17 protein-coding genes, 1 tRNA gene and 2 pseudogenes are annotated in these 18,428 nt (G+C 64.5%); 13 read left to right on the top strand and 7 right to left on the bottom strand.

Annotated elements, in window-relative coordinates; translation table 11 throughout:
- Window positions 1-11: 11 nt before the first annotated feature.
- The 6 genes from tolB to ABFA30_RS17280 all read left to right on the top strand — a co-directional run bounded on the left by tolB (window position 12) and on the right by ABFA30_RS17280 (window position 4,280).
- Complete coding sequence (gene tolB / locus ABFA30_RS17305) at window positions 12-1,283, top strand: Tol-Pal system beta propeller repeat protein TolB (RefSeq protein WP_225787470.1); 1,272 nt, start codon at window positions 12-14, stop codon at window positions 1,281-1,283.
- A gap of 53 nt (window positions 1,284-1,336) precedes the next feature.
- Entirely contained in the window at window positions 1,337-1,834 is a 498-nt protein-coding gene (gene pal / locus ABFA30_RS17300) for a peptidoglycan-associated lipoprotein Pal (protein ID WP_225787399.1), read from the top strand.
- Window positions 1,835-1,840: 6 nt separating this feature from the next.
- Window positions 1,841-2,647, top strand: a complete 807-nt coding sequence (ybgF, locus tag ABFA30_RS17295) for a tol-pal system protein YbgF (RefSeq protein WP_225787400.1) — start codon at window positions 1,841-1,843, stop codon at window positions 2,645-2,647.
- A 159-nt stretch (window positions 2,648-2,806) separates the two neighbouring features.
- Window positions 2,807-3,454: a 7-carboxy-7-deazaguanine synthase QueE gene (gene queE, locus ABFA30_RS17290; protein WP_410045717.1), complete on the top strand. Its 648-nt coding sequence runs from the start codon at window positions 2,807-2,809 to the stop codon at window positions 3,452-3,454.
- Between the two features lie 14 nt (window positions 3,455-3,468).
- A complete protein-coding gene (queC, locus tag ABFA30_RS17285; RefSeq protein ID WP_253090637.1) occupies window positions 3,469-4,143 on the top strand; it encodes a 7-cyano-7-deazaguanine synthase QueC in 675 nt (224 codons plus the stop codon).
- A 61-nt stretch (window positions 4,144-4,204) separates the two neighbouring features.
- Window positions 4,205-4,280 (top strand) — tRNA-Lys (locus ABFA30_RS17280).
- A 255-nt stretch (window positions 4,281-4,535) separates the two neighbouring features.
- Here ABFA30_RS17280 and ABFA30_RS17275 read toward each other — a convergent pair.
- The 4 genes and pseudogenes from ABFA30_RS17275 to ABFA30_RS17260 form a co-directional block, all read right to left on the bottom strand.
- A pseudogene (locus ABFA30_RS17275) lies at window positions 4,536-5,491 on the bottom strand (cation diffusion facilitator family transporter).
- 140 nt (window positions 5,492-5,631) lie between these two features.
- On the bottom strand, window positions 5,632-6,387 hold the full coding sequence (locus ABFA30_RS17270; protein ID WP_410046050.1) for a methyl-accepting chemotaxis protein: 756 nt from the start codon (window positions 6,385-6,387) through the stop codon (window positions 5,632-5,634).
- Between the two features lie 102 nt (window positions 6,388-6,489).
- A pseudogene (locus tag ABFA30_RS17265) lies at window positions 6,490-7,533 on the bottom strand (HAMP domain-containing protein); the annotation flags it as partial.
- Between the two features lie 282 nt (window positions 7,534-7,815).
- Window positions 7,816-8,004, bottom strand: a complete 189-nt coding sequence (locus ABFA30_RS17260) for a hypothetical protein (RefSeq protein ID WP_225787405.1) — start codon at window positions 8,002-8,004, stop codon at window positions 7,816-7,818.
- 441 nt (window positions 8,005-8,445) lie between these two features.
- Between ABFA30_RS17260 and ABFA30_RS17255 the strand changes: the two genes are divergently transcribed.
- On the top strand, window positions 8,446-9,954 hold the full coding sequence (locus ABFA30_RS17255; protein ID WP_253079953.1) for a YdgA family protein: 1,509 nt from the start codon (window positions 8,446-8,448) through the stop codon (window positions 9,952-9,954).
- 328 nt (window positions 9,955-10,282) lie between these two features.
- Entirely contained in the window at window positions 10,283-11,341 is a 1,059-nt protein-coding gene (gene nadA / locus ABFA30_RS17250; protein ID WP_225787407.1) for a quinolinate synthase NadA, read from the top strand.
- A gap of 51 nt (window positions 11,342-11,392) precedes the next feature.
- Here the strand turns inward: nadA and ABFA30_RS17245 are convergent, their stop codons facing one another.
- A complete protein-coding gene (locus tag ABFA30_RS17245; protein ID WP_225787408.1) occupies window positions 11,393-12,826 on the bottom strand; it encodes a M48 family metalloprotease in 1,434 nt (477 codons plus the stop codon).
- A 109-nt stretch (window positions 12,827-12,935) separates the two neighbouring features.
- On the opposite strand from ABFA30_RS17245, the gene ABFA30_RS17240 reads away from it, so the two are divergent.
- Together ABFA30_RS17240 and ABFA30_RS17235 are read left to right on the top strand one after the other, a co-directional pair.
- The gene (locus ABFA30_RS17240; RefSeq protein ID WP_225787409.1) at window positions 12,936-13,175 is read left to right on the top strand and encodes a sulfurtransferase TusA family protein; all 240 of its coding nucleotides are present in this window, start codon (window positions 12,936-12,938) and stop codon (window positions 13,173-13,175) included.
- A 21-nt stretch (window positions 13,176-13,196) separates the two neighbouring features.
- Window positions 13,197-14,267, top strand: coding sequence for an AI-2E family transporter (locus ABFA30_RS17235; RefSeq protein WP_253080963.1), 1,071 nt, complete (start codon window positions 13,197-13,199; stop codon window positions 14,265-14,267).
- Between the two features lie 78 nt (window positions 14,268-14,345).
- On the opposite strand, the gene ABFA30_RS17230 is transcribed toward ABFA30_RS17235, so the two are convergent.
- Together ABFA30_RS17230 and ABFA30_RS17225 are read right to left on the bottom strand one after the other, a co-directional pair.
- A complete protein-coding gene (locus ABFA30_RS17230; protein WP_225787411.1) occupies window positions 14,346-14,819 on the bottom strand; it encodes a peroxiredoxin in 474 nt (157 codons plus the stop codon).
- A gap of 10 nt (window positions 14,820-14,829) precedes the next feature.
- Window positions 14,830-15,390: a glycine cleavage system protein R gene (locus tag ABFA30_RS17225; protein WP_225787412.1), complete on the bottom strand. Its 561-nt coding sequence runs from the start codon at window positions 15,388-15,390 to the stop codon at window positions 14,830-14,832.
- Window positions 15,391-15,650: 260 nt separating this feature from the next.
- Between ABFA30_RS17225 and dapA the strand changes: the two genes are divergently transcribed.
- The 3 genes from dapA to ABFA30_RS17210 are packed head-to-tail and all read left to right on the top strand — an operon-like array spanning window position 15,651 to window position 18,421.
- Window positions 15,651-16,529, top strand: a complete 879-nt coding sequence (gene dapA, locus ABFA30_RS17220) for a 4-hydroxy-tetrahydrodipicolinate synthase (protein ID WP_225787413.1) — start codon at window positions 15,651-15,653, stop codon at window positions 16,527-16,529.
- A gap of 17 nt (window positions 16,530-16,546) precedes the next feature.
- Window positions 16,547-17,662 carry an outer membrane protein assembly factor BamC gene (bamC, locus tag ABFA30_RS17215; protein ID WP_225787414.1) on the top strand — a complete coding sequence of 372 codons (1,116 nt, stop codon included), beginning with the start codon at window positions 16,547-16,549 and terminating at the stop codon, window positions 17,660-17,662.
- Window positions 17,663-18,421 carry an MBL fold metallo-hydrolase gene (locus ABFA30_RS17210; RefSeq protein WP_253080962.1) on the top strand — a complete coding sequence of 253 codons (759 nt, stop codon included), beginning with the start codon at window positions 17,663-17,665 and terminating at the stop codon, window positions 18,419-18,421.
- Window positions 18,422-18,428: the final 7 nt, after the last annotated feature.

The raw sequence follows: 18,428 nt of genomic DNA, 5'->3' as shown, positions 1-18,428 counted from the left end.
GACTGCTGGTCATGCTCTGCTGCGTGGCAGGCATGGCCGTGGCAGAGGAAAAGAACATCCTGGTCACCAGCGGCAGCGACCGGGCAACGCCTATCGCGGTGGTGCCGTTCGGCCTGCAGGGCGGTAGCGTGCTACCGGAAGACATGGCCGAGATCATCGGCAACGACCTGCGCAACTCTGGCTACTACGCGCCGATTCCACGGCAGAACATGATCAGCCAGCCGACCCAGGCCAGCGAAGTGATCTTCCGCGACTGGAAGGCCCTGGGCGCCCAGTACGTGATGGTCGGCAACATCGTGCCGGCCGGTGGCCGCCTGCAGGTGCAGTACGCCCTGTTCAACGTCGCCACCGAGCAGCAAGTGCTGACCGGCAGCGTCGCCGGCGGTGTCGACCAGTTGCGCGACATGGCCCACTACATCGCCGACCAGTCGTTCGAGAAGCTCACCGGCATCAAGGGGGCGTTCTCCACCCGCATGCTGTATGTGACCGCCGAGCGCTTCTCCACCAACAACACCCGCTACACCCTGCAGCGCTCGGACTACGACGGTGCCCGTGCAGTGACCCTGCTGCAGTCCCGCGAGCCGATCCTGTCGCCGCGTTTCGCCCCGGATGGCAAGCGCATCGCCTACGTGTCGTTCGAACAGCGCCGGCCGCGCATCTTCATCCAGCACATCGACACCGGCCGCCGCGAGCAGGTCACCAACTTCGAGGGCCTCAATGGTGCCCCGGCCTGGTCGCCTGACGGTTCGCGCCTGGCGTTCGTGCTGTCCAAGGACGGCAACCCGGACATCTACGTGATGAACGTGGCCTCGCGCCAGATCAGCCGCGTCACCGCCGGCCCGGGCATCAACACCGAGCCGTTCTGGGGCAAGGATGGCAACACCCTGTACTTCACCTCCGACCGTGGCGGCAAGCCGCAGATCTACAAGACGTCGGTCAGTGGCGGTGGTGCCGAGCGCGTGACCTTCGTGGGTAACTACAACGCCAACCCGAAACTTTCGGCGGACGAGAAGACCCTGGTGATGATCCATCGCCAGCAGGGTTTCACCAACTTCAAGGTGGCGGCCCAGGACCTGCAGCGCGGAAGTGTAAAGATTCTGTCCGAGACCAGTCTCGACGAGTCCCCCACTGTTGCGCCAAACGGCACCATGCTAATCTACGCCACCCGCCAGCAGGGCCGGGGAGTCTTGATGCTCGTCTCGCTCAATGGACGCGTGAGGCTCCCACTTCCCACCGCTCAAGGCGAAGTCAGAGAACCGTCCTGGTCCCCTTACCTGAACTGATTGCGGCGTAACATTTTTGCTTAACACACTGGGGTTTCATTAGGAGTTTCACGATGGAAATGCTGAAGTTTGGTAAATTCGCTGCGCTGGCCCTGGCCATGGCCGTGGCTGTAGGTTGCTCCTCCAAGGGCGGTGACGATTCTGGCGAAGGTGCTGTCGACCCGAACGCTGGCTACGGCGCCAACACCGGTGCTGTCGATGGCAGCCTGAGCGAAGAAGCCGCCCTGCGCGCAATCACCACCTTCTACTTCGAATACGACAGCTCGGACCTGAAGCCGGAAGCCATGCGCGCCCTGGACGTTCACGCCAAGGACCTGAAAGCCAACGGCAACCGCGTTGTCCTGGAAGGCAACACCGACGAGCGCGGCACCCGCGAGTACAACATGGCTCTGGGTGAGCGTCGTGCCAAGGCCGTTCAGCGCTACCTGGTCCTGCAGGGCGTTTCCCCTGCCCAGCTGGAACTGGTTTCCTACGGTGAAGAGCGTCCGGTTGCCACCGGCCACGACGAGCAGTCCTGGGCTCAGAACCGTCGCGTAGAGCTGCGCAAGTAATTTGCCATGCGTATGTGCCGTCGTGCTGTAACCGTCCTCGCACTCAGCCTGCCGCTTTCGGCATGGGCTGCGGTTCCCGTAGTAGATGACAACGCGGGCGGCTATCCGCCTGCGGGTTATGGCACGAGCGGCGCCTATGCCGGGGTGGGGGCTTCGACTCCCGCCTCTGCACAGGGCCAGCTGTTCATGCAGCTGCAGCAGATGCAGGACCAGATTTCCCGCCAGCAGGGCATCATCGAAGAGCTGCAGAACGATGTGGCCCGCATGAAGCAGGAGAACCTGGAGCGCTACCAGGATCTGGACCGTCGCATCAACAGTGGTGTCGCACCTGCCGCGACTCCCGAGAATTCCTCCACTGGCGGCGCACCGGGTGCCGCCGCCGGTGCTGCCGCTGGCGCCGCCGCCCAACAACCGGCCGCCAGCAGCGAACCAGGTGATCCGGCGAAAGAGAAGCTCTACTACGACGCGGCTTTCGACCTGATCAAGCAGAAGGACTTCGACAAGGCCAGCCAGGCCTTCAACGCCTTCCTGCGCAAGTACCCCAACAGCCAGTACGCCGGCAACGCCCAGTACTGGCTCGGCGAGGTGAACCTGGCCAAAGGCGACCTGCAAGGCGCCGGCCAGGCCTTCGCCAAGGTCAGCCAGCTGTACCCCAAGCACAGCAAGGTGCCTGACTCGCTGTACAAGCTGGCCGATGTCGAACGTCGCCTCGGCCACACCGACAAGGTCAAGGGCATCCTCCAGCAGGTCATCACCCAGTACCCCGGCACCTCCGCCGCGCAACTGGCCCAGCGCGACCTGCAGAAGCTCTGAGCATCGCCGTTCGAAAGAAACCCGCGCTCGTCGCGGGTTTTTTCGTTAGAATCTTGGCCCTTTTACGTAAACACGCTGCCGCGGATAACGCCATGTCGAGTCCGCGACAGTGCCTGACGGAGGCGGATGGCCTGTTCAGCTGTCACGCCCGTGGCGACCATGCAAGACACATTACGCATCACCGAAGTCTTTTACTCTTTGCAGGGTGAAACGCGAACGGCTGGGCTGCCCACCGTTTTCGTGCGCCTGACCGGCTGTCCCCTGCGCTGCCAGTACTGCGACAGTGCCTATGCCTTCAGTGGCGGCAGCATTCGCACCCTCGACTCCATTCTCGAGCAGGTGGCCGGTTTCCGGCCACGCTACGTCTGCGTCACCGGCGGCGAACCGCTGGCCCAGCCCAACGCGCTGCCCTTGCTCGAGCAGCTGTGCGATGCCGGCTACGAGGTATCGCTGGAAACCAGCGGTGCCCTGGACATCTCCCGGGTCGATAGCCGCGTGAGCCGTGTGGTCGATCTCAAGACGCCCGGCTCCGAGGAGGCGCACCGCAACCGCTACGAGAACATCGAGCACCTGACGCGCAACGACCAGGTCAAGTTCGTCATCTGTTCCCGCGAGGACTACGACTGGGCGGTATCGAAGCTGATCCAGTACAACCTCGACCAGCGGGCCGGCGAGGTGCTGTTCTCGCCCAGCCATCACCAGGTCGATGCCACGGCGCTTGCCGACTGGATCGTCGCCGACAACCTGCCCGTGCGCTTCCAGTTGCAGTTGCACAAGCTGCTGTGGAATGACGAGCCGGGCCGCTGACAGGAGAAAAAGACATGACAGAAAAACGCGCGGTAATCCTGCTTTCCGGTGGCCTGGACTCGGCCACTGTGGTGGCCATGGCCAAGGCCGAAGGCTACAGCTGCTACACCATGAGTTTCGACTACGGTCAGCGCCATCGCGCCGAACTCGACGCCGCGGCTCGGGTCGCCCGTGACCTGGGCGTGATCGAGCACAAGGTGATCGGTCTGAACCTCAACGGTATCGGTGGTTCGGCCCTGACCGACAGCAGCATCGACGTGCCCGAGGCGCCGGGCGACGGCATCCCGGTGACCTACGTGCCGGCCCGCAACACGGTGTTCCTGTCCCTGGCCCTGGGCTGGGCAGAGGTGCTGGAGGCCCGTGACATTTTCATCGGTGTCAACGCCGTGGACTACTCCGGTTACCCGGACTGCCGCCCGGAATTCGTCGAGGCTTTCGAGCGCATGGCCAACCTGGCGACCAAGGCCGGGGTCGAGGGGCAGGGCTTCCGTATCCAGGCACCGCTGCAGAACTTGAGCAAGGCGCAGATCATCCAGGCCGGTATCGCCCGTGGCGTGGACTACAGTCTTACGGTTTCCTGCTACCAGGCCGACGATCAGGGCCGCGCTTGCGGCAAATGCGACAGCTGCCGCCTGCGCGCCGAAGGCTTCAAGGCGGCCGGTGTCGAGGATCCGACGAACTATTTTTGAAAAAAGTTGCGATGGGGTGTTGATTTCCCGTTAGAAATCAGTATTATACGCGCCATCCAACGGGTCGTTAGCTCAGTTGGTAGAGCAGTTGGCTTTTAACCAATTGGTCGAAGGTTCGAGTCCTTCACGACCCACCATATATATGAAATAGCCCACCTATCATGGTGGGCTATTTCATTTCTGCTTCAGAAAAATCAATGGTTTGGGCTCATGCGGCGGGTGATGGCTGCTGTATTGTGTTCCCCGATTCCAGGTCCATTTGATCTTTCTCGGGGGGGGGGGCTGCAACGCAGCCCCAAAATGGCAACTGAAATATTTTCCCTGTCGAAGAACGGATGGGCCTGTACGGTGAGGCCCGTGCTCCCCGCAAGCCGCTCGCGATTGCCGGTGTTCTACTCGGCCCATTCCGGGTCGCCGGTGAACACCACCGTGAGCCAGCGATCCGGCCCTTCGCCGCCGATGGCCGCGCCGATCTCGTCGCGCAGGGCGTCCCACTCGGCGATCGTCCTGGCTGCCAGGGTGGCCGGTACGATGAAGTACAGTTCGATCTCCCGCGAGCGTCCGACCTTGGCGACATAGGCACGATAGGATTGCAGGCCGTGCCGGCTGACGAAGGTCTGGGCGACTTCGTCGACATGCTGCTTCAGGTCGCTCGGGGTCACCAGGAACATGTCCGCCAGCGCCTAGCGCACCACCGACATCGGCAGCGGGATGATGACCAGGCAGACCAGGGCCAGCACGGCTGGGTCGATGTACGGCGAGAGCCATTGCCACTTCGTGCCCTGCACCGCATAGCCGAAACAGAAGGCGACCAGTAGCGCGGCGGTGATGCTGGCCGACATCGCCCAGCCCTTGACGTCCATGCGCACGAAGTCAGAGCCGATCCCACGGTTGGCGCGGGCCCCGACGATGGCGATGGCCACGCAGGCGGCGACGGTGACCAGCGCATAGACCAGCGCCACGCCGAATTCCAGGTCACGGCCGCCTTCGAGCAGGCTGCTGACGGCGTTGATCAAGGCATAGATGGCCACGCCAGTGAGCAGGATGCCATTGAGTGCCAGGACCGCTCCAGGTGCCAGAACCCCATGGTGAAGCGTTCGCGCAGCTTGCGTGAGAGCTGCGTGGCCCTGGCGTGGGCGGTGATCAACCTGACCACCACCAGGGACAGGCCGCTCATGCTGGCGTCGACCAGCGAATACACGCCGTCGAAAATGATCGAGAACGAGCCCGAGGCCAGACCGAAAGCGATGCCGATGCTGGCGATGAACAGGGTCACGGCGATGGACATGCGTAGCAGGCCCTGTTCGCTATTCAGGTCGAAGAGTGGGGTTTTGCTCGGTGTTTCCATGATCGGGCTCATTCAGGTGGTGCCGGGGTGCTTGTACTGGTCCATTCGCGGGCAAGCCCGCTCCCACGCAGACCGCGCCGTTCCTGAGAGCGGTACCGAGCCTGTGGAAGCGGGCTTGTCCGCGAATGGGCCGCTACAGGCTAGACGCGAAACTGTTCCATCAATGCCTGTTGCTGGTTGGCCAGGCGGTTCAGTGCCTGGCTGATCCGTGCCGACTCGTCCGCCTGGCCAGACAGCGACTCGGTCACGTCGCGGATGCCAGCCACGTTGCGGTTGACCTCCTCGGCCACGGCGCTCTGTTCCTCGGCGGCCGAAGCGATCTGCAGGTTCATGTCGCTGATCACCGCCACCGCCTCGCCGATACGCTGCAGGGCGGGCAGGGCCTGTTCCATTCGCGTGGCGCTGTCCTGAGCCTGGCGCTGGCTCTCGTTCATGGCGCCGACCACGTCATGGGTACCTTGTTGCAGGCCTTCGATCACCTGGCGGATCTCCTCCACCGAGACCTGGGTACGTTGGGCCAGGCTGCGCACTTCGTCGGCGACCACGGCGAAGCCACGGCCGGCTTCGCCTGCACGGGCAGCCTCGATGGCGGCGTTGAGCGCCAGCAGGTTGGTCTGCTCGGCGATGGTCCGGATCACCTCGAGCACCGAGCCGATCTGCTCGCTACGCCCTGCCAGCGAACGGGCCTGGCCCATGGCCGTGTCCATGTCGTCCGCCAGCCGGTCGATGGCCTGGCGGGTGGCGGCGACCAGTTCCAGGCCCTCGCGCGTGGCCTGGTCGGCACCGCGCGCGGCTTGGGCCGCCTGGGCCGCGTTATGGGCGACGTCGTGGGCGGTGGCGCTCATCTCGTTGGCGGCGGTGGCTACTTGCTCGATCTCCCGCTGCTGCTGTTGCATGCCGCTGCTGGTCTGGCTGGCGATGGCGGCAGACTGGTCGGCGGTGCCGCGGGCTTCCTGCAGCGAGCCCTTGACCTGGGCGATCACCGGCTGGAGCTTGTCGAGGAAGCGGTTGAACCACGCGCTCAACTGGCCCAGTTCGTCGTCCCTGGCATAGTCCAGGCGCCGGGTCAGGTCGCCTTCGCCGCTGGCGATGTCGCGCAGGCGCTCGGCCACGGCGAGAATCGGCCGGGTCACGCCCCGGGCGGTCAGCCAGACCAGCAACAGCCCGAGCACGGCGGCGGCCAGGCCGATCAGCAGGCTGGTGAGGTTGGCCTGTTGGTTGTGCGCGTCCAGGCGCTGGTTGAGGGCGATGGCTGGCGCCTGCAGCACGGACTCCGGGAGTTCCAGCAGCACCTGCCAGGGCGCTGCGTCGGGGATCGGCGCGAATGGCCGGGAGATGTGCATCAGGCCGTCATCCAGGCGCTCCAGCGCCTGGCCGGTGCGCAGGGTGTCGGCCAGGGAGCGGTCGTCGAAGGCCTGCTCCAGCGGCTTGCTCAATTGCGTATTGTCGCGGCTGTGCCCGGCCAGCAGGCCTGTGGGGCTGACGATACTGACCTCTCCCCGGCCGTCGAACAGTTCCTGGCGACCGGCCAGGCTCAATTGCTGCAGGTTGTCCAGGCCGATGTCCAGGCCGACCACGCCGATCACCTTGCCACCCTCCAGCAAGGGCAGGGCGATGCTGGTCATCAGTACCTGGTGGCCGTTGACCTCGTCGAAATACGGGTCGAGCACGCAGGCCCTGGCCGTTTCCTGGGGGCAGGTCAGCCAGCGGTTGTAGGGCGAGCCGTTGGCGGCGGGGCTGGTATCGGCGAGCATCGATTCGGGCATGGCCTCGGCCTCCAGGGTGCCGGGGCGGGGTTGCGACCAGTACAGCGAGAAGCGGCCGCTGTCGTTGCTGCCCAGTGCGTCCTGGCCGATGAAGCGGGCGTCCTGCTGGTCCAGGGCGTCGGGTTGGAATACCAGGTACAGGCCGATCAGCTCCGGGTTCGCGGCCAGTGCGGCGCGCGCCTGGGTGACCAGTTCGCTGCGCAGGTCGGTATTGCCATGCGCCTTGAGTACCTGCACCAGGCGGGCGAAGCCGTTGCCGTACTGATAGGCATCCATGAAGTAGCGCTCGATGCGCAGGGCCTGGGTCTCGGCGTGGGCCTGCAGGCGCAGGCGGGCACCATGGTCGAGTAGCTCGGTGTTGGCTTGGAAGACCTGCACCGCACTACGCCGGGCCTGGGTCAGCGACGTGGCCACCAGCAGGGCGACGATGGCCACCAGGCACAGGCCGGCGAGGAGGGTGATCTTCCATTGGATGGAGAGGCGGCGCAGGGGCATGGGGCTTTCCTTCTCGATCGAAGACAACGCCCGCGCTCTGGCGCGGGCATTGTCGGCAGGGTCTCATTCGGCGATATAGCTCGGTGGCGCTACCCGGAAGGCCTTTGTCAGCCAGGTCAGGTATAGCACGCCAACCACGACGATATTCACTGCCGGCGTCTTGTGGCGCGGGTGCAGGCGGGCGAACAGCCGCCGGGGATCACCTTCTGCGGCGGGTGACGGGCGCGGCAAGGGCGAGCGGGTGGGCTCCATGTTGTTCACCTTTCTTGTAGGAGCGGGAGCTGGCGCGGCGGGTTTGCCTGTATCAGGGCTGGCAGGGGGTCAACGTAGGAGGTGGCGCGTGAGGGCAGGGGCGGATGGGGGTCATGGCAGCGCTGTTCTTCTTCGTTATGTTGGGCGCGGAGCTGGGTGGGAAAAATAAAAAACGAAAGGTGTCTATGTGTCAAGTGTAATACGACAAATTATTACTTTTACAGAAAATTATCGGTGTGTTTAACGATTTAATTAGGGGTTTTTGCATGTAAAAGGTGATTTATATAGATTTTTGCGTTCAAAAAAATTAACGATTGCGACGCAAGGTGCAATTTCCCAGGCAGGGCCGCCGCCCGTGCTGCGGACAATGGTAATCTTGGTGCACCGCGTCGCGCCCTGTGCCACGCATCCCGCCCTTATGGACAGCAATCGGTTCTATTCATGAAGAAATCAGTAGGCATTCTTTCCGGCCTGGCCGTTGTCATCGCCGTCGCAACCACTGCTGGCGCCTGGTACACCGGCACGCACCTGCCCGCGGAACTGGAGCGCTCCGTCGCCCGTGGCAACGAGCAGTTGCAAAAGACCATGGCCGGCACCGGTGGCAGCATGACCCTCGAACTGGCCTCGCTCGAGCAGCGCTTTTTCACCAGTACCGCGCACTACCGGCTCAAGGCCAAGGATGTCTGGCTGGGCGAGGGCGAGCCGCTGAACTTCGATCTCGGTATCGTTGACCAGATCGAGCACGGCCCGTTTCCCTGGTCGCGGATCAAGGCCCTGAAGCTGATGCCGGTCATGGCCACCAGCAACAGCGTGCTGGAGAAGGACGACTTCACCGCAGCCTGGTTCACTGCCGCTGGCGACAAGACACCATTGGCCGGCCAGGTCAGCCTGGGCTATGGCGGCGGCATCGAGAGCGACATCCGCCTGGCGCCACTCAAGCTCAGCGAGGAGAACGGCAGCACCCTCGACTTCTCTGGCATGCAACTGCTGCTGCGTGGCGATCGCGACGGCAAGGTGGTGAAGATCGACGGTCACGCTGACAGGCTGGAGATGAACCTGGCCGGTGACGAGCATCCGCCGATCAAGTTCCTGCTCAACGGCTTCAAGGTCGATGGTGACCTGGCCGGGATCGGCCACGACATGATCTACGTGGGCAACCTCGACCTGGCCCTGGCCGAGACCCAGGTCACCCTCGGGCCGCAGCAGGATGTACTGGTGCTCAAGGGGCTGGAGCAGAACAACCGCTACGACGCCGAAGGCCAGGACAAGCTGTCCGGCCGCCTGGAATACAAGGTCGCCGATATCACTTATGCCGGCCGTGCCGTGGGCAGCGGGGAGATGGTCTGGACCATGAAGTCCCTGGATATCCCGGCCATGCAAGCGCTGCTCGCCTGGTACCAGACCAAGATGCCGCAGGTGCAGCAGGCTGCCGCCCAGGGTGAGCCCCTGCCGTCGCTCGACATGACTGCCCAGGAGCAGGCCAAGGTCCAGGCCGATCTGCAGAAGATGCTCGCCGCCAAGCCACAGTTGGCCCTGGAGAACCTGTCGTTCAAGACAGCCAATGGCGAGAGCCGTTTCAACCTGGCGGTCGACTTGGCCAGCCCCACGTCCTTCGACTTGCCGCCTGAGCAGTTGGGCAAGCAATTGGTCACCCGCTTGCAGGGCAAGCTGACACTGTCCAAGCCGATGATCGGCGACCTGGCGACCCTGCAGGCGCTGCTCGAGGGCCAGACCGATGCCCAGTTCATCGCCCGGCAGTCCAGCCAGGCGGGCGAAATGGTCGGCATGATGGCGCTGCAGAGCGGCATGGCCACGGTCGAGGGCGACGATGTGGTATCGAGCCTGCACTATGCCGATGGCATGGTCGATTTCAACGGCCGGAAGATGACCGTCGAGGAGTTCGCCATGCTTCTCAATGCCCACCTGGCTGCGTTGGCGCCGCAGGGCTGATACCCCCGGTGGTGTTCTGCGCCCTTTTAGCGACACAAGGCCGCTCCCACACAGCGCTGATGACAAAACAGCGCCAGTTTGTGGGAGCAGGCCTGTCGAGGCGCCGAACCGCCACGAATAGACCAGGAAGATTGCCCTGACCCACTCGCCCGGTAAAAAGCGCTTTTGAATTGTCTCGATTGTCTGTAGCCTTCGGCGTCCGATAATAATCCGTGCCCGCAGATGGGCCGCGATGGCCCGCCTGGCCATCCGGCACCTGTTAGCCGATCTGCCAGGGCCGGGTGTTACACTCGATTGACGCGCACATGCGCCCGCAGGTCCAGCGATCATGACCCAGATTTCCGAACGCCTGTTGGTTCAAGCCCATCTTGATGCCAAGCAGCCCAATCCGCTGACGCCCGAGCAGGAGGCCGAATACCGTGCGGCCATCGCTGCCGAACTCAAGGCCCAGAATGCCGTTCTGGTCGCCCACTACTACTGCGACCCGGTGATCCAGGCACTGGCCGAGGAGACCGGTGGCTGCGTATCCGACTCGCTGGAGATGGCCCGTTTCGGCAAGAACCACTCGGCCAGCACCGTGGTGGTCGCGGGGGTGCGCTTCATGGGCGAGACGGCGAAGATCCTCACCCCGGAAAAGCGTGTGCTGATGCCGACCCTGGACGCCACCTGCTCCCTTGACCTGGGGTGCCCGGTGGAAGAGTTCTCGGCCTTCTGTGACCAGCATCCGGAGCGTACCGTGGTGGTGTATGCCAACACCTCGGCAGCGGTGAAGGCGCGGGCCGACTGGGTGGTGACTTCCAGTTGCGCGCTGGAGATCGTCGAGAGCCTCATGGACAACGGCGAAACCATCATCTGGGGCCCGGACCAGCACCTGGGCCGCTACATCCAGAAGCAGACCGGTGCCGACATGCTGCTCTGGGATGGCGCTTGCATCGTCCACGAAGAATTCAAGTCGCGCCAGCTGGCGGACATGAAGGCGCTGTACCCGGACGCGGCGATCCTGGTCCATCCCGAGTCGCCTGAGTCGGTGATCGAACTGGCCGACGCGGTGGGCTCCACCAGCCAGTTGATCAAGGCTGCCCAGACCCTGCCGAACAAGACCTTCATCGTCGCCACCGACCGTGGCATCTTCTACAAGATGCAGCAGTTGTGCCCGGACAAGGAATTCGTCGAGGCCCCCACCGCCGGCAATGGCGCCGCCTGCCGCAGTTGCGCCCATTGCCCGTGGATGGCCATGAACACCTTGGAGCGCACCTTGGATTGCCTGCGCAAGGGCAGCAACGAGATCTTCGTCGATCCGGCGCTCATCCCCAAGGCGATCAAGCCGCTCAACCGTATGCTCGACTTCACCCAGGCGGCACGGCTTAAGCTATCCGGCAACGCGTGAGGCAAGGGGCTGCAAGGCAGCCCCAAATGGCGGCTGAACACGCGCTACACCTTAGCGCATCATCTCCTTGACCATCCGCTGCTGCTCGAGGATCTCCCGCTGGCGCGCATCGATCTGCGAGGCCAGCGGGAAGTTGCCGCCTGCGCGGCGTTTGGCGTAATCCAGTTGCTGGATGGCCTGGTCGAAGTCGCCCACCAGGGTGAAGTACTCGGCCCGGGCCCGGTGCAGGCCGATGGTGTTGCCAGACAGACCGCGCACCTCGGCGATGTCGTACCACACGTCCGGGTCATAGGGGCGGCTCTTGACCAGGCTGTCCAGCACCTTCTCCGCCTCGGCCGGACGGTTCTGCTTGACCAGCAGGTCGGCGCGCACCTGCTGCAGCGGGTAGCTGCTCGGGTACAGCGCACGCAGCCGCTCGACACGTTGTTGGGCATCAGTCAGGCGGTTGTTGGTGATCTCCAGATCGATCTGCGCCAGGTTGTAGGTGAGGTCATTGGGCGCCTTGGCCAGCAGGGGCTTGAGGTTCTCCCGCGCTTCGTTGAGCCGGCCGCCTTTGATCTGGGCGATCGCCAGGCCATAGCGCGCCGCATCCATGTTCGGATTCTCATCGAGCTGGGCGCGGAAGCGCTTGGCCGCCAGGCCCGGCGTGCCTTCGTAGATCAGTGCCACGCGGGCGCGGATCAACTGGTAGCGCTGGCTGTCCTCGATGCCCCCCTTGGGCGCCTGCTCGGCACGGTTGCGGGTGTCGGCGATACGCGACTCGGTGACCGGGTGGGTAAGGAGGAATTCCGGTGGCTTGGCGTCGTAGCGATACTGGCGGGCCAGGCGCTCGAACATGGTCGGCATGTTGCGTGGGTCATACCCGGCACGCTCCAGGTTCTGGATGCCGATGCGGTCGGCTTCCTGCTCGTTCTGCCGGGAGAAGCGCCGCTGCTCCTGGATGGCCGCCGCCTGGGTTCCGGCGATCACGCCGATGCCGGCATCGCCCCCGCCCCCTGCCGCCAGCACGATACCGGCCAGCAGCGCTGCCATCATCGGCAACTGCATGCGCTGCTGGGCCTCGACGCCGCGGGCGAAGTGGCGCTGGGACAAGTGCGCCAGTTCGTGGGCCAGCACCGAGGCGTACTCGCCCTCGGTCTGGGCGTTGAGGAACAGGCCGCCGTTGACCCCGACGATGCCGCCGGGCGCGGCGAAGGCGTTGAGCTCGCGGCTGTCGATGAGGATGAATTCCAGGCGCCGGTCCTGCAGCTGGCTGGTTTCGGCTAGCTTGTAGACGCTGGTCTCGACGTAGTCCTTGAGCTGGGGGTCGTTCAACTGGTTGACCTGGCCGCGCAGCAGACTCAGCCAGGCCCGGCCCAGTTGATGCTCCTGCTGTGGCGAAACGATCGCGGAACTGGCGTCACCCAGTGACGGCAGGTCGTCGGCATGGCCGGGAAGGGCCATCAGGCAGGCCAGCGTCAACAGGGTAGGGCGCAGTAGATTCATGCACGAAGCTCGCGTCGGTCAAAGAGCTCTACTGTAGCCGGCTCGCACGTTGACGACCAGTGGCGCTATCCTAGCGGATTGCCCCGCCATGCCCTTGGAGAAACCCTCGATGAGCGACACCCCGACCTGCGACGCCGAACTCGACGCCAGCGGCCTGAATTGCCCCCTGCCGCTGCTCAAGGCGAAGATGGAGCTCAACCGCCTGGCCAGCGGCGCGGTGCTCAAGGTGGTCGCCACCGATGCCGGCTCCCAGCGCGACTTCCGCACCTTTGCCCAGCTTGCCGGTCATACGCTGCTGCGTGAAACGGCCGAGGCGGGCGTCTACACCTACTGGCTGCGCAAGGCCTGAGTCTTTTCCCAAGGATCGTCAATGTTCAAAGTGCTTCGTGACTGGATGCAGCGCTACTTCTCCGATGAGGAGGCAGTGGTGCTGGCGGTCCTGCTGTTCCTGGCCTTCACTGCTGTGCTGACCCTGGGTGGCATGCTCGCGCCGGTCCTGGCCGGGATGGTGTTGGCGTTCCTCATGCAGGGGCTGGTCAATGCTTTGGAGCGCCTGAAGGTGCCGACCCGGCTGGCGGTATGGCTGGTGTTCGCCCTGTTCATGGGCGCGTTGGCGGTATTCCTGCTGGTGCTGGTGCCGTTGCTCTGGCACCAGTTGATCACCTTGTTCAACGAGCTGCCGGGCATGCTCGGCAAGTGGCAGTCGCTGCTGCTGTTGCTACCGGAGCGCTACCCGCACCTGGTGTCCGACGAGCAGGTGCTGCGCGCCATCGAGTCGGTGCGCGGCGAGATCGGCAAGTTCGGCCAGTGGGCCCTGACGTTCTCCCTGTCGAGCCTGCCCTTGCTGGTCAATGCGATGATCTACCTGGTGCTGGTGCCGATCCTGGTGTTCTTCTTCCTCAAGGACCGCGAGCTGATCGCCCGCTGGGTCAGCGGTTACCTGCCCCGCGAGCGCACCTTGCTGAACCGGGTGGGGGACGAGATGAACCGGCAGATCGCCAACTACATCCGCGGCAAGGGCATCGAGATACTGATCTGTGGTATCGCCACCTATATCGCCTTCATCAGCCTGGGCCTCAACTATGCCGCCTTGCTGGCGCTGCTGGTGGGGCTGTCGGTGGTGGTGCCCTACGTGGGCGCGGTGGTGGTGACCGTGCCGGTGACCTTGATCGCGCTGTTCCAGTGGGGCTGGGGCGATGAGTTCATCTACCTGATGATGGTGTACGCGATCATCCAGGCGCTGGATGGCAACGTGCTGGTGCCGCTGCTGTTCTCCGAGGCGGTCAGCCTGCACCCGGTGGCGATCATTTGCGCGGTGCTGCTGTTCGGCGGATTGTGGGGCTTCTGGGGGATCTTCTTCGCCATCCCGCTGGCGACCCTGTTCAAGGCCGTGCTCGATGCCTGGCCGCGGCAGGAGCCCTCGGTCGCGCCGATGCTCTAGCTGCACGCTACAAGCCGCAAGCTGCAAGTAAAAGCAGATCGCGTTGACGCCGCTTTACTTGTAGCTTGCAGCTCGGCCCTAGCGCTGGTTCAGGGCCTGGGCTGCCGCCAGTACGGCTTCGACATGGCCGGGGACCTTCACGCCGCGCCATTCCTGGCGCAGCACACCGTCCTTGTCGATCAGGAAGGTGCTGCGGTCCACGCCCATGTATTCCTTGCCGTAGAGCTTCTTGAGCTTGATCACGTCGAACAGCTGGCACAGCGCCTCGTCCTTGTCGCTGATCAGCTCGAAGGTAAAGCCCTGCTTGGCCTTGAAGTTCTCGTGGGATTTGATGCCATCGCGGGACACACCGAACACCACGGTGTTGGCGGCCTTGAACGCCTCGTGATGGTCGCGGAAACCCTGGCCCTCGGTGGTGCAGCCGGGGGTACTGTCCTTGGGGTAGAAATACAGCACCACCTGCTGGCCCTTGAGGGCAGAAAGGCTGACGGCCTGGCCGCTGGTGGCCTGGGCCTGAAAATCGGCAACGGGTTGGTCGAGTGCTACGGCCATGGGAGCTTCCTTACATGGGGTTCTGTGGGCGCCAGGGTTCGATCAGCGCGTCCAGGTTCAGGGCGTCGGCGAAGTCGAGGAACTGGTCGCGCAGCCAGCTGATTTGCGTGCCGGCCGGCAGGATCACGGTGAACTGGGCATTGAGCATGCTGCTGCCGGTCTGCGGTGCCAGGTAGGTGTCGCAGGTCATGCTTTCCAGCTCGACGCGGTGGTCGAGGAAGAACTGGCACAGCTCGCTGACGATGTCCGGGCGATAGGCCGCGCTGACATAGGCCACGTAGGGCAGGGCTTGCGGGCGGACCTCCTGGTCGGCGCTGCGTACCACGTCGAGGGTCAGGCCGTGCTTTTTACCCAGGCTCGGCAGGGCTGTCTCCAGGCGCGCCAGGGCGTCCCAGCTGCCGCCGACCTGCAGCACCAGGGCGCTGGTCTCGCCGTGGCGGGTCAGGCGCGAGGTGACCACCGCGCAACGATTGTCGAAGGCGGCACGGCTCAGGACATTGGCCAGCTCCATGGGGTTGGGGCCCAGGGCGCTGATGACGAGGAATTGTTCGCGGACGGTGGGGGTGGACATGCAGCATTCCTAAAGCGATGAGCGGTCGGCGCAGGACGGGGACAAGCCTCCGGTTGCGCCAGGGCCAGGAGCCGGCTTGGCGGTCGTGGACGCTGGCGGGGAGCACCGTCGACGGCCCGGCGGGCCGCGTTGCACCGATCAAAGGATCAAGGGTAGCGAAAAGCGGCGCGAAGGGGAATGCTCCGCCCGCCTGCTTCGCTTGTGCAAGGCCGATGGCGCCAGTACCATTACGGCTCTCTTTTTCCGGCAGGAGCAGTTACATGATTGCGGGCAGTATGGTGGCATTGGTCACACCCATGGATGCACAAGGGCGTCTTGATTGGGACAGCCTCGGCAAACTTGTAGACTTCCACCTGGAAAAAGGCACCCATGCGATCGTCGCCGTCGGCACCACCGGCGAGTCGGCCACCCTCGACGTCGAGGAGCACATCGCGGTCATCGAATTCGTGGTCAAGCGCGTCAATGGCCGTATCCCGGTCATCGCCGGCACCGGCGCCAACTCCACCACCGAAGCCGTCCACCTGACCCAGAACGCCAAGAACGCTGGCGCCGACGCTTGCCTGCTCGTCGTGCCGTACTACAACAAGCCGACCCAGGAAGGCCTGTACCAGCACTTCAAGCACATCGCCGAAGCCGTCGACATCCCGCAGATCCTCTACAACGTGCCCGGCCGCACCTCCTGCGACATGCAGGCCGAGACCGTGATCCGCCTGTCGAAGGTGCCGAACATCATCGGCATCAAGGAAGCCACCGGCGACCTGGCCCGCGCCAAGGCGATCCTCGAGGGCGTGAGCGACGACTTCATCGTCATGTCCGGCGACGACCCGACCGCCGTCGAGCTGATCCTGCTGGGCGGCAAGGGCAACATCTCCGTCACCGCCAACGTCGCCCCGCGCGAAATGGCCGACCTGTGCGAGGCCGCCCTTGCGGGCAATGCCGAGAAGGCCCGCGCGATCAACGAAAAACTCATGCCACTGCACAAGCACCTGTTCTGCGAGGCCAACCCGATCCCGGTGAAGTGGGCGCTCGTCGAGATGGGCCTGATGCAACCGGGCATCCGCCTGCCGCTGACCTGGCTGAGCGAATCCTGCCACGACGTTGTCCGCCAGGCCCTGCGCCAGTCCGGCGTGCTGGTTTAATCGAGGAAGTACACCGCATGAAGCGACTGGTTGGCCTTTCCACCCTCGCCCTGATCATCTCCAGCACCAGCGGTTGCGGCTGGCTGTGGGGCGAGGATGGCTATTTCCGCGACCGCGGCAGCGATTACCTGCAGGCGCACCCGACCGCGCCGATGCAACTGCCGCCGGACGCCAGCAACGTCAAGCGTCTCGACCCGCTGCTGCCGATCCCGCGCAACGTCGCCGACGACCGCGTCACCGGCGAGTTCGAGGTACCCCGGCCGCAGCCGCTGTCGACCGCCGCCGAGGTCAGCGACTTCAGCCTGCAGCGCAGCGGCAACAGCCGCTGGGTACTGGCCCAGCGCTCGCCTGCCGAAGTCTGGCCGGTGGCCCACCAGTTCTTCGAGGACAACGGCTTCCGCATCGCCGAGGAGCGTCCGCAGACCGGTGAATTCAATACCACCTGGCAGCGTTTCGACGAGCTGTCCGCCTCCCTCGGCCAGCGCCTGGCCAGCACCGCCAGCAGCGGTGACAGTGAAGTGCGCGTCCGTGTGCGCATGGAGCCTGGCGTGCAGCGCAATACCTCCGAGGTCTACATCGTCAGTGTCGAGCGTCCGGCTGGCAGCACTGCCGAGCCCGACTTCCCGTCCAGCTCCACCAACACCGGTGCCGATGCGTTGCTGGTCGACGAAATGCTGGCCAGCATGAACCGCAGCGCCGAGAAGGGCGGTTCGGTCTCGCTGCTGGCCGCCCGCGACTTCGACGCGCCGAGCCGTGTCAGCCTGAGCGAGGACGGCAGCGGCAACCCGGTGCTGTACCTGGGCGCCGACCTGGACCGCGCCTGGTCCAGCGTGGGCCGTGCCCTGGAGCAGGGCGAATGGCGGGTCGAGGACATCAACCGCAGCTTGGGCCTCTACTACATCAACCTGTCCGAGAAGCCCGACGACAAGCAGAACGAGCCTGGCTTCTTCAGCCGCCTGTTCGGCAGCGCGCCGACCCAGGAAGAGCGTGAAGCCCGCGCCGAACGCTACCAGGTGCGCCTGAGCAAGGTCGCCGAGAGCGTCCAGGTCACTGTCGAGAAGGACATCAACACCGTGGCCCCGGCCGATGTGGCTCGCCGCGTGCTGAGCATGATCCAGGACCACCTGGGCTAAGTGCGCTTCGCGGTACTTGGAAGCGGCAGCCAGGGAAACGGCACGCTGATCGCCAGTGGTGATACCTTCATCCTGGTCGATTGCGGTTTTTCCTTGCGCGAGACCGAGCGGCGCCTGGCGCTGCTCGGCGTATCGGCGACGCAACTGAGCGCCGTGCTGGTGACCCACGAACATGCCGACCACGTGCATGGCGTCGGATTGCTGGCACGGCGCTACAATGTACCGGTCTACCTCAGCCAGGGTACCTTGCGCGGCATGCGCAAGCCGGTGGAGGTGGCCGGTTTTCTCGGTTGTGGCGACAACCTGTGCATCGGCGACCTGCAGGTCAGCGCGGCGCGGGTCGAGCACGATGCGTTCGAGCCGCTGCAATATGTGCTCAGCGACGGGCGTCGGCGCTTCGGCATGCTCACCGACCTGGGCTCCTACGACGGGCGCCTGCTGGACCGCTACCAAGGCCTGGATGCACTGCTGATCGAAGCCAACCACTGCCGTGACATGCTGGCCCGCGGACATTACCCGTACTTCCTGAAGCAACGGGTCGGCGGCAGCCAGGGACATTTGAACAACCACCAGGCCGCCAGCCTGGTGGCCGAGTTGGGCTGGCAACACCTGCAGCACCTGGTGCTGGCCCACCTCAGCAGCAAGAACAACCGGCCACAACTGGCCCGCCAGTGCTTCGTCGACACCCTGGGGTGCGACCCGGACTGGCTCCAGGTGGCGAACCAGGAACACGGGCTCGACTGGCGTGAAATCGCCTAGCCCACCC

The organism is Pseudomonas sp. HLMP (genome assembly GCF_046365545.1).
In the GTDB taxonomy this organism is placed as follows: Bacteria; Pseudomonadota; Gammaproteobacteria; order Pseudomonadales; family Pseudomonadaceae; genus Aquipseudomonas; species Aquipseudomonas guariconensis_B.
The sequence above is the reverse complement of the archived record's forward strand: the minus strand, read 5'-3'. Positions and strand labels throughout refer to the sequence as shown.